The sequence below is a fragment of the Pleomorphomonas sp. PLEO genome, assembly GCF_041320595.1.
GTDB lineage: Bacteria > Pseudomonadota > Alphaproteobacteria > Rhizobiales > Pleomorphomonadaceae > Pleomorphomonas.
In genome coordinates, this window is the sequence record NZ_CP166625.1 from 4465185 (window position 1) to 4479615 (window position 14431).

12 protein-coding genes are annotated in these 14431 nt (G+C 61.9%); 6 read left to right on the plus strand and 6 right to left on the minus strand.

The window, feature by feature from the left end; genetic code table 11:
- Positions 1-2: 2 nt before the first annotated feature.
- The 4 genes from AB6N07_RS20745 to AB6N07_RS20760 form a co-directional block, all read right to left on the minus strand.
- The gene (locus tag AB6N07_RS20745) at positions 3-1781 is read right to left on the minus strand and encodes a monovalent cation:proton antiporter-2 (CPA2) family protein (RefSeq protein ID WP_370674952.1); all 1779 of its coding nucleotides are present in this window, start codon (positions 1779-1781) and stop codon (positions 3-5) included.
- Positions 1782-1844: 63 nt separating this feature from the next.
- Positions 1845-2963 (minus strand): ABC transporter permease, encoded by a 1119-nt coding sequence (locus tag AB6N07_RS20750; RefSeq protein WP_370674953.1) that lies wholly within the window; start codon positions 2961-2963, stop codon positions 1845-1847.
- Positions 2960-4159: an ABC transporter permease gene (locus AB6N07_RS20755; protein ID WP_370674954.1), complete on the minus strand. Its 1200-nt coding sequence runs from the start codon at positions 4157-4159 to the stop codon at positions 2960-2962. The genes AB6N07_RS20750 and AB6N07_RS20755 overlap by 4 nt, the downstream gene beginning before the upstream one ends.
- A gap of 3 nt (positions 4160-4162) precedes the next feature.
- Positions 4163-5155 (minus strand): HlyD family secretion protein, encoded by a 993-nt coding sequence (locus tag AB6N07_RS20760; RefSeq protein ID WP_370674955.1) that lies wholly within the window; start codon positions 5153-5155, stop codon positions 4163-4165.
- A gap of 118 nt (positions 5156-5273) precedes the next feature.
- Between AB6N07_RS20760 and AB6N07_RS20765 the strand changes: the two genes are divergently transcribed.
- A complete protein-coding gene (locus AB6N07_RS20765) occupies positions 5274-5918 on the plus strand; it encodes a TetR/AcrR family transcriptional regulator (RefSeq protein ID WP_370674956.1) in 645 nt (214 codons plus the stop codon).
- Between the two features lie 6 nt (positions 5919-5924).
- On the opposite strand, the gene AB6N07_RS20770 is transcribed toward AB6N07_RS20765, so the two are convergent.
- Positions 5925-7004, minus strand: a complete 1080-nt coding sequence (locus AB6N07_RS20770) for an ABC transporter ATP-binding protein (protein ID WP_370674957.1) — start codon at positions 7002-7004, stop codon at positions 5925-5927.
- A gap of 328 nt (positions 7005-7332) precedes the next feature.
- On the opposite strand from AB6N07_RS20770, the gene AB6N07_RS20775 reads away from it, so the two are divergent.
- The 5 genes from AB6N07_RS20775 to AB6N07_RS20795 all read left to right on the plus strand — a co-directional run bounded on the left by AB6N07_RS20775 (position 7333) and on the right by AB6N07_RS20795 (position 14053).
- Positions 7333-9681, plus strand: a complete 2349-nt coding sequence (locus AB6N07_RS20775) for a family 78 glycoside hydrolase catalytic domain (protein ID WP_370678290.1) — start codon at positions 7333-7335, stop codon at positions 9679-9681.
- 70 nt (positions 9682-9751) lie between these two features.
- Positions 9752-11050 (plus strand): ABC transporter substrate-binding protein, encoded by a 1299-nt coding sequence (locus tag AB6N07_RS20780; protein ID WP_370674958.1) that lies wholly within the window; start codon positions 9752-9754, stop codon positions 11048-11050.
- A gap of 187 nt (positions 11051-11237) precedes the next feature.
- Entirely contained in the window at positions 11238-12128 is an 891-nt protein-coding gene (locus AB6N07_RS20785; protein ID WP_370674959.1) for a carbohydrate ABC transporter permease, read from the plus strand.
- Positions 12125-12958 carry a carbohydrate ABC transporter permease gene (locus AB6N07_RS20790; RefSeq protein ID WP_370674960.1) on the plus strand — a complete coding sequence of 278 codons (834 nt, stop codon included), beginning with the start codon at positions 12125-12127 and terminating at the stop codon, positions 12956-12958. The genes AB6N07_RS20785 and AB6N07_RS20790 overlap by 4 nt, the downstream gene beginning before the upstream one ends.
- Before the next feature lie 72 nt (positions 12959-13030).
- A complete protein-coding gene (locus AB6N07_RS20795) occupies positions 13031-14053 on the plus strand; it encodes a LacI family DNA-binding transcriptional regulator (RefSeq protein WP_370674961.1) in 1023 nt (340 codons plus the stop codon).
- 3 nt (positions 14054-14056) lie between these two features.
- Here the strand turns inward: AB6N07_RS20795 and rhaM are convergent, their stop codons facing one another.
- Positions 14057-14371 carry an L-rhamnose mutarotase gene (rhaM, locus tag AB6N07_RS20800; protein WP_370674962.1) on the minus strand — a complete coding sequence of 105 codons (315 nt, stop codon included), beginning with the start codon at positions 14369-14371 and terminating at the stop codon, positions 14057-14059.
- Positions 14372-14431: the final 60 nt, after the last annotated feature.

Below are 14431 nucleotides of genomic sequence, written 5' to 3' on the forward strand. Positions count from 1 at the left end.
AGTTACCCTTCCTCAGCCGCCACCTTCTTGGGCGTCACGAGGGGCTCGGGCACCGGCCGCGTCGTCAGGTGATCGCGGCCGGCCATGACGCCGCCCTGCACCTGAGCCACCAGACGCTCGGCATCGAGCCGGCGGATGGTGGCGAGTGCCTCCACAGTCCGTTCCTCACTACAGCCGAGCGCGCGCAGACCTTCGGCCCCCATGCGCAGAGCCGCATCGAAGGTCTCCCGCACCTCGACGTCGACACCGGCGCGGATCAGTTCGATCGAGTGGACGCGGTCGTAGGAGCGGACCAGCAGCCGCGCCAACGGGAAGTGGGCCTTGACGAGTTCGACGATACGGTTCGCCGCCTTGCGATCGTCGACACAGACCAGAATCACCTCGGCCTCGGCGGCGCCGGAATGCTGGAGCGTATCCAGTCGCGTACCATCGCCGTAGAAGATGCGGAAGCCGAACCGCCCTGCCTCGCGGATGCGGTCGGGATCGTTTTCGATCATGGAGACGTCGACCCCGCGCGACAGCAGCAGTTGCGCGGCGATCTGGCCGAAGCGGCCGAACCCGATCAGCAGCACACTACCGCGCAGATCGCGCGCCTCTTCGACACCATCGAGCGACTTTTCCTCCTCACGGCGGAAGTGGCCGGAAACGACGAGTACCAGTGGCGTCAGCGCCATGGAGAGGATGATCACCGTTGCGAAGAGAGCAGCGTCACTGGGCGCGATAACTCCGCCGCCGGCCGCCGCCGTGTAGAGCACGAAGGCGAATTCGCCACCTTGGGCGAACATCAGGGCGCGGCGGAAAGCCTGCCGATGGCGGGAGCCAAACAGGCGCGCCACGGCATAGATGCCGATCCCCTTCACCACGGCAAAGGCGAGGAGAAGGCCGATCAGCAGTGGCCAGCGCTCCACGACAACCCTGATATCGAGCGACATGCCGACGGCCAGAAAGAACAGGCCCATCAAAAGGCCCTTGAACGGCTCGACATCGGCTTCGACTTGATGCCGATAGCTCGACCCCGACAGCATGACGCCGGCGAGGAAGGTGCCCATGGCCATGGAGAGGCCGACCGCTTCCATCAGAAGGGCTGAACCCAGCACCACCAGAAGCGCACCGGCGGTCAACACCTCTCGTGCGCGAGCGCGGGCGAGCAGACCGAAGAAGGGATCGATGAGATACCGACCGGCCAGGAGCAGCGCCGCCACGGCTGCCGCGCCGAGCCCGACGCCGAGCCAACCAGCGCCACCGTGATCGTCCGGAGCCAGCCAGGCCACAAGAGCCAGCAGCGGCACAATGGATAGATCCTCGAACAGCAGGATCGACACCGCCTTCTGACCGTCGACACTGGCCAGCTCGCCTCGCTCTTGAAGCATCGACATGATGACCGCCGTCGAAGACAGGACGAAGCCGGCACCGGCGATGAAAGCAGGAATAAGCGGGAGCCCAAACGCCATGAAGGCAACGGACGTCAGCAGGCCGATGCAGACAACGACCTGCGCGAGGCCGAGCCCAAAGATCTGGACGCGCATCGCCCACAGCTTTTGAGGCCTCAGTTCCAGTCCGATCAGGAACAGGAACATGACCACGCCGAGCTCCGACACATGCAACATGGCGGCCGGGTCAGAAAACAGGCCAAAGGCGGAGGGACCGACCAAGGCACCGGCCGCGAAATATCCCAGCACCGAACCGAGGCCGAGCCGGCGGAACAGGGGGACCGCCAGCACGCCAGCCGAGAGAAGCACTACAACCGGGCCAATCGTCGCCCCGAGACCCGCCGCCGCCATACCACACCTCGTCTCAGTGTTTACCCGAGTGTGATCCGAAACCGTCCCGACACGCAAGCCGCGTCACGCAGCGGGCCTCCGCTTGGCCTGGTCCACAATTAAGGCGAGCATTGAGTAAGCAAAGCAGAGACCGAGCTGGATGAAAATCGTCGTTTCGACCGACTTCAGGTCAGCGCCCATCTGGTTGACGCGCACCAGAGCCGGCACCGCCGTCGTTGAGGGAATAACGAAGGCGATGGCATGCAGCAGCTTTGGCATGGCCTCGGCCGGCCAGGAGACACCGGACAGGAAAAACAGCGGCATGCCGAGCACGACCAGGAAAAAGATGACACCTTCCTTGGTGGGAATCAGTCGGGCTATGGCGAGCCCCATGGCGGTGACGGCGGCTAGAAAGGGCACGACCACCGCGTACATGACGGCGACATCGCCGATCCTGGGTAGCCGATAAACCCAGGGCAGCAGCACCAGCACAACGCCCGCCCACAGGCTATATAGGCCGACATAGACGATTGCGTCGGCCAAAGTGGAAACGGCTCCGGTGGGACGACGGCCGGCCTTGAGATTACCGATGCCCATCAAGAGCGTCTGTTGCAGGATGAGCACGAAGACGGCCGGGAGCACGAAACTCGCATAGCCGCCGGTCGGGTTGAACAGCGCGACGGTGGTAACACGCAACGGTTCGACAATGGCCATTGCCGAGGCCATGTCCACGCCTGAGGCCGTGAGTCTTCCGACCTCAACCTCGGTGCCGAGGCTGCGCGCAGCGTTGGACAGTGCCGACGACATCACCGAATTCAGCAGGAAATAGCCACCATCGGAGAAGGCGGCGATCGGCGCGGCGCGACCGGCCAGGAGATCGCGCTCGAACTTCGGCGGCACGACGACGATGCCATAGACTTCACGCTTCAAGAAAAGGGCGCGGGCGGAGGGCATGTCGGGTGCGTAACGGGCGACGGCGACGGTATCGGCGGCATCGATGCGGCGGATCAGTTCGCGGCTCAGCGTCGAGCCGTCCTGATCGATGATGGCCACCGGCATATCGCGCACCACCTCGGACAGGTAAGGCTGCGGAAAGAACACCGAGAAGAACACTGTCGCGCCCAGCATGGTCGACCGGGCGCCCTTGTCGGCCCAAATGGCCAAGATCGCCGCGACGATTTCGCGGAAAAAGACGGTGATCATCGGAGCGCCTCCGGAACGGGGACCGACCGCGACCGGCCGTGACGCCAGAGGAGAAAAAACATCGCCCCGCCGTAGATCCCGGCCAAGGCTAGCAGCGAGACAAAGGCCGGCAACGAGATATCGAAAGCCGCGCCGCGCAGGATGTTGTCGGTTCGAAGCTGAAGATAGTGGGTCACCGGTAGAAGGTCGGCCCAGACGGTAGAGAAGCCGTTCATGGAAAGACGCGGGAAGGTAATGCCGGTGAATCCGAAGGCCGGCCCGGCGATGACTCCGACGGAGGCGAGCGCCGAGACCGTATCGCGGGCGACAAGCGCCGCGACCACGCCGAGCATCTGCGAGGCGAGCACGAAGACGAAGCCGTAGGCGACGTGAAAGGCGAGATTGCCGCCGAAGCGGGCGCCCAGCGGGCCAAACAGCAGCGCATCGGCACCCCACAGCACGAGAAGATAGGCGAGCGTGTAGGGCGCAAGCTTACCGGCCACCGTTTTTATCAGCGTACCGCCGAGCCGAAGCGACCGGCCCAACCCAGCGACGCCTTGCCGGTCGCGAGAGAAGGACAGCGCAGCGCTCGCCGCGATGAAAATCTGCAATACTGTCGGCATGACCGCCGCCAGCAGGAACTGGACATATTCGAGGCTGGGATTGAAGAGCGCGCTCTGTCTTACCGGCACCGGCGCCACTGCCAAGGTGGCGCTTTCAACGTCTGCGCCACGAGCGACGCGCGCTTCGATGGAAATGCCGGCCACCACAGTGCCGAGAGCACCGCCAACGGAGCGGGCGACGAGACTTCCCGGCGTCATATACTGGTTGTTGTAGAACAGCACGACCTCAGGCCGGCGGCCAGCCAACACGTCACGCTCGGTGCGAGATGGAATCAGCACCACTGCATAAACTTGCCCCGAAAGAAGGAGCTGGCGTCCCCCGCCCAACGAGCTGGCCTCGTAGGCGACCGCCACTTCCGGCGTTGCATCGACGATGCGCACCATTTGCCGCGACAGCGTCGAGCGGTCTTGATCGACGATGGCGATGGGCAGCTCGCGCGGCAGGCCCATCTGAAACACGGCTGCCAGGAGTGCGAACAACAGCAGCGGAAACGGCGCCAGCATGAACATCAGCCCCGGCCGCGCGCCGATCTGGCGCAGTTCGGCGAGAAGAGCCCGCCGAAAGCCGGCCTTAAGGTGGGCTCGCCGCGCCATGGCTCAGCGTTCCATCAGCCGGGACCCCGACCAATCGATCAGCCCGCTCATGCCGGGCCGCAGCCCCTCAACAGGTCCGTCGGGCCGTGCCCGCACCTCGAAGGTGCGAAGATCGAAGTCGCCGGTCGCCTTGGTAGCGCGCCAATTGGCGTAGGAACCCTGTGCGTTGATGACGGTGACGCGGGTGTCGAGTTCGCGCCCGTCCAGCGCTGGAACGCGCACCTTCAGCCGATCGCCCACTGCAAGGCCATTCAATAGGTCCTCGCGAACGTTGAAGGTGAACCAGGCATGGTCGACGTCGACGATAGAGACGAGCGGGGTACCGGCACCGAACAGCTCACCGATCTCGGCGCTCCGGGCCGTTACCTCGCCGGCGATTGGCGCTTTCACCGTGAGTTCGGCGAGGTCGGTCTCGATCTGGGCGACGGCGGCGGCTGCCTGTTCGACCTGTGCCACCGCCACCGCCTTCTGCTCGGGACTGTTGCCCTTGATAGTCAGCTGGAGGTTGGCTTCCGCGGCTGCGCGGGCTTTCAGAGCGGCGTTGAGCTTGTTGGATACCTCGTCCAGCACCTGTTCCGAGGCAAAGGAGCGCTCCTGCAGTTGGCTGACACGGTCGTAGGTCTTCTGCGCCAGCAGAACGTCGGCTTCAGCCTTTTCCCGCTCGGCCCGGCGAGCGTCGATCATTTCCGGCCGAGTCGAGAACGCGAGATCGCGGTTCGAGCCGGCAACGGCGAGTGCTGCCTTTGAGGTGTCGAGCCCTGCCCGAAGCGCTGGGCTGTCGAGCTCGATCACCGGATCGCCAGGGGCCACTCGATCGCCGAGGTCGACCGGAGTTCTGAGGACACGGCCGGCAACGCGGGCGGCGAGATCGACGCGCGTCGCCTCCACTTCGCCCTGCAGCAAGAGCGGCGCGGGGTGATCGACCGCCCAGACAACGGAGAGACCGAGGCCGGCGGCGGCCAGTCCGGCGATAACGAGGGGACGCCAAGCGGACATGGATCTCATCCTTACGTATCGAAGCCGGCTCGAAATCCGCTTGGGCTTGCGATAATTTGGAAAATCATTGTTTTCTTTATTTCCAGAATCCACCTTGTGTCAAGAAAGAGGGATGCGGATGGTCGACAGCAATCAGGCGCCAACGCGCGGTCCAGGGCGACCGCCTGTGAGAAGCGACGAGGAAACGCGCGCCGTGATCATCGCGGCGGCGGCGCGGGCCTTTTTGGAGACGGGGTATATCCGCACCGGAATCGACACCATCGCCCGTGATGCCGGCGTGTCGACGCGGACGCTCTATCGCCTATTCTCGGCCAAGGAAGACTTGTTGAAGGAAGCCATGGAGGCGCGGATCGACGTGGCCTTCGGTAGCCTCGACGCGGCGCGAGTGGCTGGCGCCGATCCACACGAAAGCCTTGCGGCATTGCTTTTCGGCTACGCGGGCCTCGCACTATCCGACGAGGCAGTGCGCCTCACGCGGCTCATCGCGGCCGAGCGCCACGAAGTGCCAGCGCTTGCCAACAGCTACCGGCAGGCAACAGCCCGCATAACCGGCGTGTTTGAAGCTTGGATTGGCGAGCATCAACAAAGCGGATTTCTCCGCCCCGGCAACGCCGAAACGACAGCGCATCTGTTGCGCGGAACGATCAATGAGGCGCAACGCCAGATCCTGCTCGGCCTCAGAGAACCGTTCACCGTTGCCGAACAGCGCGACTGGGTGAAGGCATCGGTCGCGATGTTTCTCGACGGCCTCGCCGCAAGCTAACGGAACTCAGCGAATGCGAAGTCCGCTTGCCGGATCGAACAGAAGCACGCTTTCGGTATCGAATCCGATATCGAGTTTTTCGCCGCGCCAGCCGGGCGGCAGAAAGCGAGCCTCGGCGATCACCTGGTCACCATCCGGCGTCCGGCCATAGGCGTATGTCTGTCCGCCGAGGTTTTCCAACACCTCGATGGGCAGCGCCATCATGTGTGCAGCGGCCTCGCGGAAGTGCTCGGGACGAACGCCGACCAGCACCGACGAGCCAGATTCAAGATCGACTGAGATCGACAGCGCCAGTGACAGGTTGAAGGTTGGAATGCTGATCTCGGTGCCACTACCGGTCCGTTTGCTAACGATACCCTTCAGAAAATTCATCTTTGGCGAGCCGATGAAGCCGGCGACGAACAGGTTGTCTGGATCGGCGTAGAGATCGATTGGCCGTCCCACCTGCTCGACGCGGCCCGACTTGAGCACGACGATCTTGTCGGCCAGCGTCATCGCTTCCACCTGATCGTGCGTCACGTAGATCATCGTCGCCTTCACCTCCCGGTGCAGGCGGGCGATCTCCAGCCGCATCTGGACGCGCAGCTCGGCGTCGAGGTTGGACAGCGGTTCATCGAACAGAAAAACCTTGGGGTTGCGAACGATGGCGCGTCCAATGGCGACGCGCTGCCGCTGACCGCCGGAAAGCTGCTTGGGCTTGCGGCCGAGTAGCTCTTCAAGATGCAACACACGGGCCGCCTCGCCCACCTTGCGGGCGATCTCGGTCTTCGGCACGTGGTTGATCTTCAAGCCGAAGCCCATGTTTTCGGCAACCGTCATGTGTGGATAGAGCGCGTAGGACTGGAACACCATGGCGACGCCACGCTCGGACGGCGGCGTCTCGGTGACGTCAGCGCCATCGATCTCGATGCGACCTGATGTCGTTTCCTCAAGACCGGCGATGAGCCGCAGCAGCGTCGACTTGCCGCAACCGGACGGTCCGACGAAGACGACGAATTCGCCGCTGTCCACGTCTAGATCGACCGAATGGATTACGGCAAGTTCGCCAAAGCTCTTGCGCACGCTCTCGAGTTTCAGTCCCGCCACGTCATCCTCCCTCGGCTGCTCTTCCGTTCGCCGAACACATGAGACGCTCGGCAAGCCTCTTTGGTCGGCCTCCTACGGGGTGACCGATAGGCCATCCGCCCCCGACTTTGAGGCTAGTGGTTTTCCCCAACCGGCCTCTTTACAATTTCGTAAACTGGTCTACACTTTTTTGCAAGTGAGGCCGGCAAGCGTGAACCGGGCTTGGTTCAACCTTTATGTAGACCGGTCTCCACGCACTCGCGCAATTCGCGGCGGGAGCAAAAACAAGGACGAGCCGTTCGCGTTGGAAGCGCGCTCGTTCACCGGGAGGATAGGACAGATGGATCTGATGGGATCGGGCTTCCGCGTGGCTGGCGGAGCATCTCGCGCCACCGAACGACACATCTGGGCGGCACGGATGATCCGTCCACTGTCCGATGCCGGCGTTGGCACGCGGCAGCCCTTCCTGCGCAATTCTTTCCAGGGAAAGAGCGGCGGCAAGACAACCCTCCGCATCAGCGCGCTCGGCCTCTACCGCGCCTTCATCAACGGCAAACGCGTTGGAGACGATCTGCTCACCCCCGGCTGGACATCTTATTACGACCGCCTCAGCTACCAGACTTACGACGTCGGCGACCTACTGAGCGACGGTGACAATGTTATCGACGTCTGGCTGGGTGACGGTTGGTACCGTTCTCAGATGATGTGGGCGCATGAGCACGCCATTCTCAACACCTGGGGCGACCGTATCGCGGCCATCGTTGAACTTGAGGCGGACGGTAAAACGATCCTCGCGTCCGATACGAGCTGGTCGAGTGGTCTTACCCCCATTTTGAAATCGGGCATCTATTTCGGCGAGACTTACGACGCCCGCCTTGAGGGCGCGGCCGCCGATCAGGGCGTCGCACTCCACGAAGACTTCGACCCAAGTGTGCTGGTTGCTCACGAGGTGAACGGCGTCAAGGAGCTTGGCGCCCTCAAACCCGCCTCGTCTTTCACCGACGCCGAGGGACGCACCATTTACGACTTCGGCCAGAACGCCGCCGCCTACCTCGCCTTCACAGTGAAGGGCGAGGCCGGCGCGACGGTGTTGGTCGAACATTCGGAAATCCTCGACAAGGGCGAGTTCTGCAATACCAACCTGCGCTCGGCCCCCTGCCGCATCACCTATGTGTTGAAGGGAGAGGGCCGCGAAAGCTACAAGCCGACTTTCACCTTCCAAGGCTTCCGCTTTGTTCGCGTCACGGTGACCGGCAGGGCGGAGATCATCGACGTCGCCTCGGTACCGATCTCCTCGGCGGTCACACGCACTGGCTGGCTCACCACCGGTCATCCGCTGGTCAACCGGCTGGTCGAAAACTCGGTGTGGTCGCAACGATCCAACTTTGTCGACGTGCCGACCGATTGCCCGCAACGCGACGAGCGCCTCGGCTGGACGGGGGACGCGCAAGTCTTTGCCGCCACCGCCTGCTATCTTCATGACAGCCACGACTTCTTCGTCAAATGGTTGCGCGACGTGATGGCCGACCAGCGAGAGGACGGCGAGATCGCTCACGTGGTGCCCGACCCGACGCGCGGCCATGAAGACCTCTACCCAGGCTTCTATGGCTCGACCGGCTGGGGCGATGCCATCTCGATCGTACCCCACGCGCTCTACCGCCATTACGGCGACCTCGACATTCTGCGCGAGACGCTGCCGGCCATGATCCGCTGGAACGATTTCGTCTGGTCGATCAGCAACGGCCCAATCGTCCGGCCGCCACGGCCTTGGGCGGCACGTGGCTTCACCTTTGGCGACTGGCTACAACCGAAAGGGCCGAGCGAGAAACCGCTGCCGACCATCGGCGACGACGCGGCCGCAACCATCTATCTGTTCATCGCGGCCAAGCTGACCGCCAAGATCGCAGGCCTCGTCGGCGACACGACCAACGAGCAGCGCCTTTACGAACGGGCCGAAGCGGTGAAGGCAGCCTTCGCCCAGGAGTTCATTACGCCGTCGGGCCGCCTCGCCTATGACGATCAGACCTCTTATGCCCTCGCCTTCCTGCACGACCTCATTCCCGAGGACAAGCGTACGGCGGCAAAGGGCTATTTCAAGGCGACGATCGCCCGATCGGGCGGCCGCATCGGTACCGGCTTCATCGGCACCCCCGCCCTTCTGCCGGCGCTCATCAAGATCGGCGAACCTGAACTGGCCGGCGCCGTCTTCCTGCAAGAAGAAGTGCCGGGCTGGCTCTATCAGGTGAAGAATGGCGCCACCACCATTTGGGAGCGCTGGGACGCCATCCAGGCGGACGGTTCGGTGTTTGATCCGTCGATGAATTCCTACAACCATTACGCCTATGGCGCGGTCTGCCAGTGGCTGTTCGAGGAAGTGGCGGGCCTTCGACCGGACGAGGTCGAGCCGGGCTTCCGGCATATCGTGTTCGAGCCGGCGATCATCCCGGCGCTATCTCCGGTCGCCGCCGCTCACGACGTGGCCGCTGGCCGTATCGAAGCGGGCTGGCGCATCGACGGCGACACGGTCACTTGGGAAACCGTCGTCCCTGACGGCGCGCGCGGCACGCTGATCGTGCCGACCGAAGCCCAAAACGTCATCCTCGACGGCAAGCCTGTCACCTCGGCCTCCGTTCAGGACAAGCAGCGTCTCGCCGTGGGAAGCGGACGCCACGTCGTCACTTTCACCGTCGCCCCCTGAGGGGCGAGGGACTATTCTCCGCCCCGGCCGAGAGGACGGTCGGGCGGATGAAAATTGGGAGGAGAACCACATGAGCCGTACGATTTCCCGCCGTCTTCTGGTGGCAGCCGCCGCCGGCACCGCACTTGCGCTATCCTTTGCCTCGTCGGCCTACGCCGAGGTGAAGCTGAACTTCCTCGTCGACAACGCGCCGGCGACCGTCAAGGCCTCGGAAGCGCTGGCAGCCGCCTTCCACGCCAAGAACCCCGACATTACCATCGAGGTGGAATCGCGCGCCGCTGGCGGCGAAGGCGACAATATCGTCAAGACGCGGCTCGCGACCGGCGAGATGACCGATGTATTCATGTACAATTCCGGCTCACTGTTCCACGCACTCAACCCACAACAGAATATGCTCGACCTCACCGACGAGCCCTATCAGTCCGACATCATGGACAGCTTCAAGTCGGTGGTCAGCGAGAACGGCAGGATCTATGGCGCCCCATTCCAGATGGCCTATGGCGGCGGCGTGCTTTACAATAAGAAGATCTATGCGGAACTCGGCCTGTCCGTCCCCAAGACGTGGGCCGACTTCATGAAAAACAATGCGGTAATCAAGGAAAAGACCAAGGCAGCTCCAGTCATCCAAACGTTCAAGGATACCTGGACATCGCAGCTGTTCTTCCTTGGCGACTTCTATAACGTCTTGCAGGCAGTGCCGACCTTCCCTGCCGACTTCACGGCTAACAAAGCGAAGTTTGCAACGACGCCAGCTGCCATTAAGGGCTTCGAGCATCAGGCAGAAGTATTCAAGGCCGGGTATCTCAACGAAGACTTCGGTTCGGCGAGCTTTGACGACGGTCTACGAATGGTAGCGAAGGGCGAAGGCGTCCACTATCCGATGATAACGTTTGCCTTCGGCAACATCTTCGAGAACTACAAGGACAACATCAACGACGTCGGCTTTTTCGCCCTGCCGAGCGACGACGCTACCAAAAATGGTCTTACCGCCTGGATGGCCAATGGTATTTATGGCTATGCCCAGACCGAACATCCTGCCGAGGTGAAGAAGTTCATCGCTTTCGTTGCCAGCAAGGAAGGCTGCGACGCCCAGACCGAGGCGGTCGGTGCCATCGGCCCTTACATGAGCAAATCCTGCACCCTGCCTGCCGACGTCGCACCGGCGATTAAGGACCTCGTCGCCTACTTCGCCGAAGGTGGCAAGAACGCGCCGGCCCTCGAATTCCTGTCGCCGGTCAAGGGGCCGGCGCTCGAACAGATCACCGTCGAAATTGGCTCGGGTATCCGCTCGCCGATTGATGGCGCCAAGCTTTATGACGAGGACGTGCGCAAGCAGGCCCTGCAGCTCGCTCTGCCAGGCTGGGAATGAGCAGTTTGGCGCCAAAGCCGGTATCAGTCGACCGACTTTGAGAACCAACCCATTGTTTTAAAACTGGATCTATCCGAACGTCTCGACGACCTTCGAGATGAATGATCCGGACGTCCTCCTCCCCGAGAAGCGGCCCCGCGTTCGCGCGAGGCCGCGCCCGATAGAATGATGGCGCTGGAGTGCCCTGATGAATATTCAAGGAAAGAAAGGCACCCGTCGCGGACTTGCGGCGGCCTATCCGAGCTGGTTCTACCTGCCGGCCGCCATCATCTTCGGCGTATTGTTCCTGTTCCCCACTTTTGCCTCACTGTTCTTCAGCCTGACGCGCTGGACCTTGTTCCAGTATTCCTTCATCGGGCTGGATAATTTCCGGCAATTCTTCAGCGAGCCCTTCTTGGTCTGGGGTCTCGTCAACACGCTGATCTATGCCGTCGTGACGTCTGGCTCGAAGGTCGTGCTCGGCATGCTCTTGGGCATATTGCTCACCTCCAACGTCATGGTCCGTGGCCTCTTGCGTGCCATCGTATTCTTCCCGGTACTGGTCTCGACCATCGGCGTCGGCATCACTTTCACCATGCTGATGCATCCCACCAATGGCCTCATCAATGATGTCATCGCCACCTTCGGCGTGAAAGGACCGGCGTGGCTCACGGATCCGCGCTTCGCCCTGCTCTCGGTTGCCTTCGTCGATGTCTGGAAAGGCGTGGGGCTTGCCACCGTCATCTATATCGCCGGCATCGTCTCCATTCCGGCAGAATATTATGAGGCGGCCAAGATGGACGGCGCCAACGCGTTGCAGCGCTTCTGGAACATCACGCTGCCACTCGCCCGTCCGGCCACCATCACGGTGATCATCCTCAGTCTGATCGGCGGCCTCAGGTCCTTCGATCTCATCTGGGCGATGACCAAGGGTGGCCCTGGCTTTACGACCGACGTTGTAGCCTCGGTCATCTACAAGCAATACCAGGCTGGCTTCTACGGTCTATCAACTGCCGGCAATGTTGTGCTGTTCGTGCTGGTGGCGGCGATCGTCGTGCCGCTGTCCTTCGCCCTCAATCGCAAGGAGGTCGAGGCATGACCACCAAGAAATTCAAATATTACGCGACGGGCACTCTCTCGCTCGCCCTCGCCTTCTTCGTCTTTGTCGTGCCGTTCCTCTTCATCATCGTCAACGCATTGAAGGACAAGCCGGAAGCCGCGCTGTTGCATTTCACCTGGCCGAGCGAGACCCACCTCTGGGAGAACCTCATCGCCGTAGTCGAGGCGCGTGATTACATGCTGATCACCGCCTTCATCAACTCGATCATTTTGACCGTGGTGGCGGTAACCGGCCTCGTCGTCTTCGGTGCCATGGTCGGCTTCGTGCTGCAACGGCGGCCATCGCGCTGGAGCGGTCTCATCAATTTCATGGTGCTGGCCGGCCTGATCATGCCGCCAGCCGTGGTGCCGACCATCTGGCTTCTGCAATGGCTCGGCCTGTTCAAGACACTTTCCGGCCTGATCCTGATTGAGATCGCCTATAGCCTGTCTTTCTCGGTACTGCTGTTCCGTGCCTTCATCGCTACCATCCCGCGCGAACTCGACGAAGCGGCGATCCTCGAGGGCGCAGGCCCCTTCACGCTGTTCTTCCGCATCGTGCTGCCGCTCCTGAAACCGGTCGCGGTAACGGTGATCGTCGTGCAGTCGGTGGCGATTTTCAACGACTTCACCAACCCCCTCTATTACTTGCCGGGAGCAAAAAACGCGACGGTGCAACTGACGTTGTTCAATTTCCAAAGTATGTTCAATACGTCATACAACCTTCTGTTCATGAATATTCTGATCATCACCATTCCGCCGCTGATCATGTTCCTGTTCTTCAACCGGCAGATCGTCGAGGGCATGACAGCAGGCGCCGTAAAGGGTTGAGAATGATCGTTGCCGGCAAACTGCCGAGTGTATAGAGGAAGCTTGGAAAACGGCGGAAACGGGCGGGGAATCATGAAGCGCGCGACGATCAAGGACGTGGCGGAAGCGGCCGGAGTGTCGCGTGCCGCCGTTTCCAAAGTCTTGCGCAATGCTTATGGCCTTTCCGATGACATGCGCACTCGTGTCGAAGCCGCGATGACTGCGCTCAACTATCGACCGCAGACGGCGGCGCGAGGGCTTCGGGGACGAACCTACACGCTTGGCATTGTACTGCCGGACATGCGGAATCCTTTCTTCCCAGATATTCTCGACGGTGTCATCTCAACGCTCAGGAGCACCAGTTACGGGCCGCTGATCGGCTTTCGTCCGACGGCCGAAGCAACCGAAAAGCACGCCATCGACACCATGCTCGATCACAAGATCGATGGCTTCCTGATGGTGGCTCCGCGTCTCGAAGAGGCCTACCTCACCACCGTCGCCACGTCAGTGCCGACCGTGATGATCGGGCGCCACGATCGCGACTGCGGCTACGACACCGTCAATAATGATGATCGCACCGGGGCCCGCCTTGCGGTCGAGTACTTGATATCGCTGGGACATCGAGACATTGCCTATTTCGGTCTTGATCCAGACTCCGCGGCTCCCAACAATTCGACGACGCTGCGTCTGGTCGGCTATAGGGACACTATGGCGGCGCACGGGCTCTCCGATCGGATGGCGATTTTCGAAGGTACCCATTTCCGTGGCGAACGGTACGACGAGGAAGTGTCGCGACGCATTCTGCAAAGCGCGCGGCGCCCGACCGCGGTTTTCTGCTGGACCGACTCGGTGGCATTTACCGTGATGGCCGAGGCAGCGAAGCTCGGCATTCGCGTGCCGGAGGATCTGTCAGTGATTGGCTACGACAATTCCCGCCTCGCCGCGTTGCCTCAGTTATCGCTCACCTCGGTCGATCAGTCGGGTCATCTGCTCGGTAGCGAGGCGATGAAGCTATTGATCGAGAGGATCGAGGGGCGACACACCGATCAACACATTATTCTGCCTCCACACCTCGACGTAAAAGGCTCGACCGGGCCCGTCCCTGCGCGGAGCTGACCGTCAGGCGAGAAAGAATACCTCGCGAAGATCGTCCGACTTCGGACTGTTGTCCGGATTGGACGGCATTATATCGGCCATGTATGTCCACCACTTCTGACAGATTTCCGTGGCAGCCACCGCATCCCAGCGCTCTTCCGATTCAATCTCGACAGTTGCGAACAGTGTCGACGTCTTTGGCTCAAGGTAGATGGCGTAGTTGTGTGCGCCATGCGCCTTGAGCACAGCCGCCAACTCGGGCCAGATCTCGTCATGACGGCGCTTATATTCCGCGTGGGCATCTGGGTTGACCCACATGACGAAGGCTTTTCTGATCACGATACATCCTCCCGCGCTTGAGCAACTTCAGCAAAAATGGGAACCGGGTTTGCGTCTGAA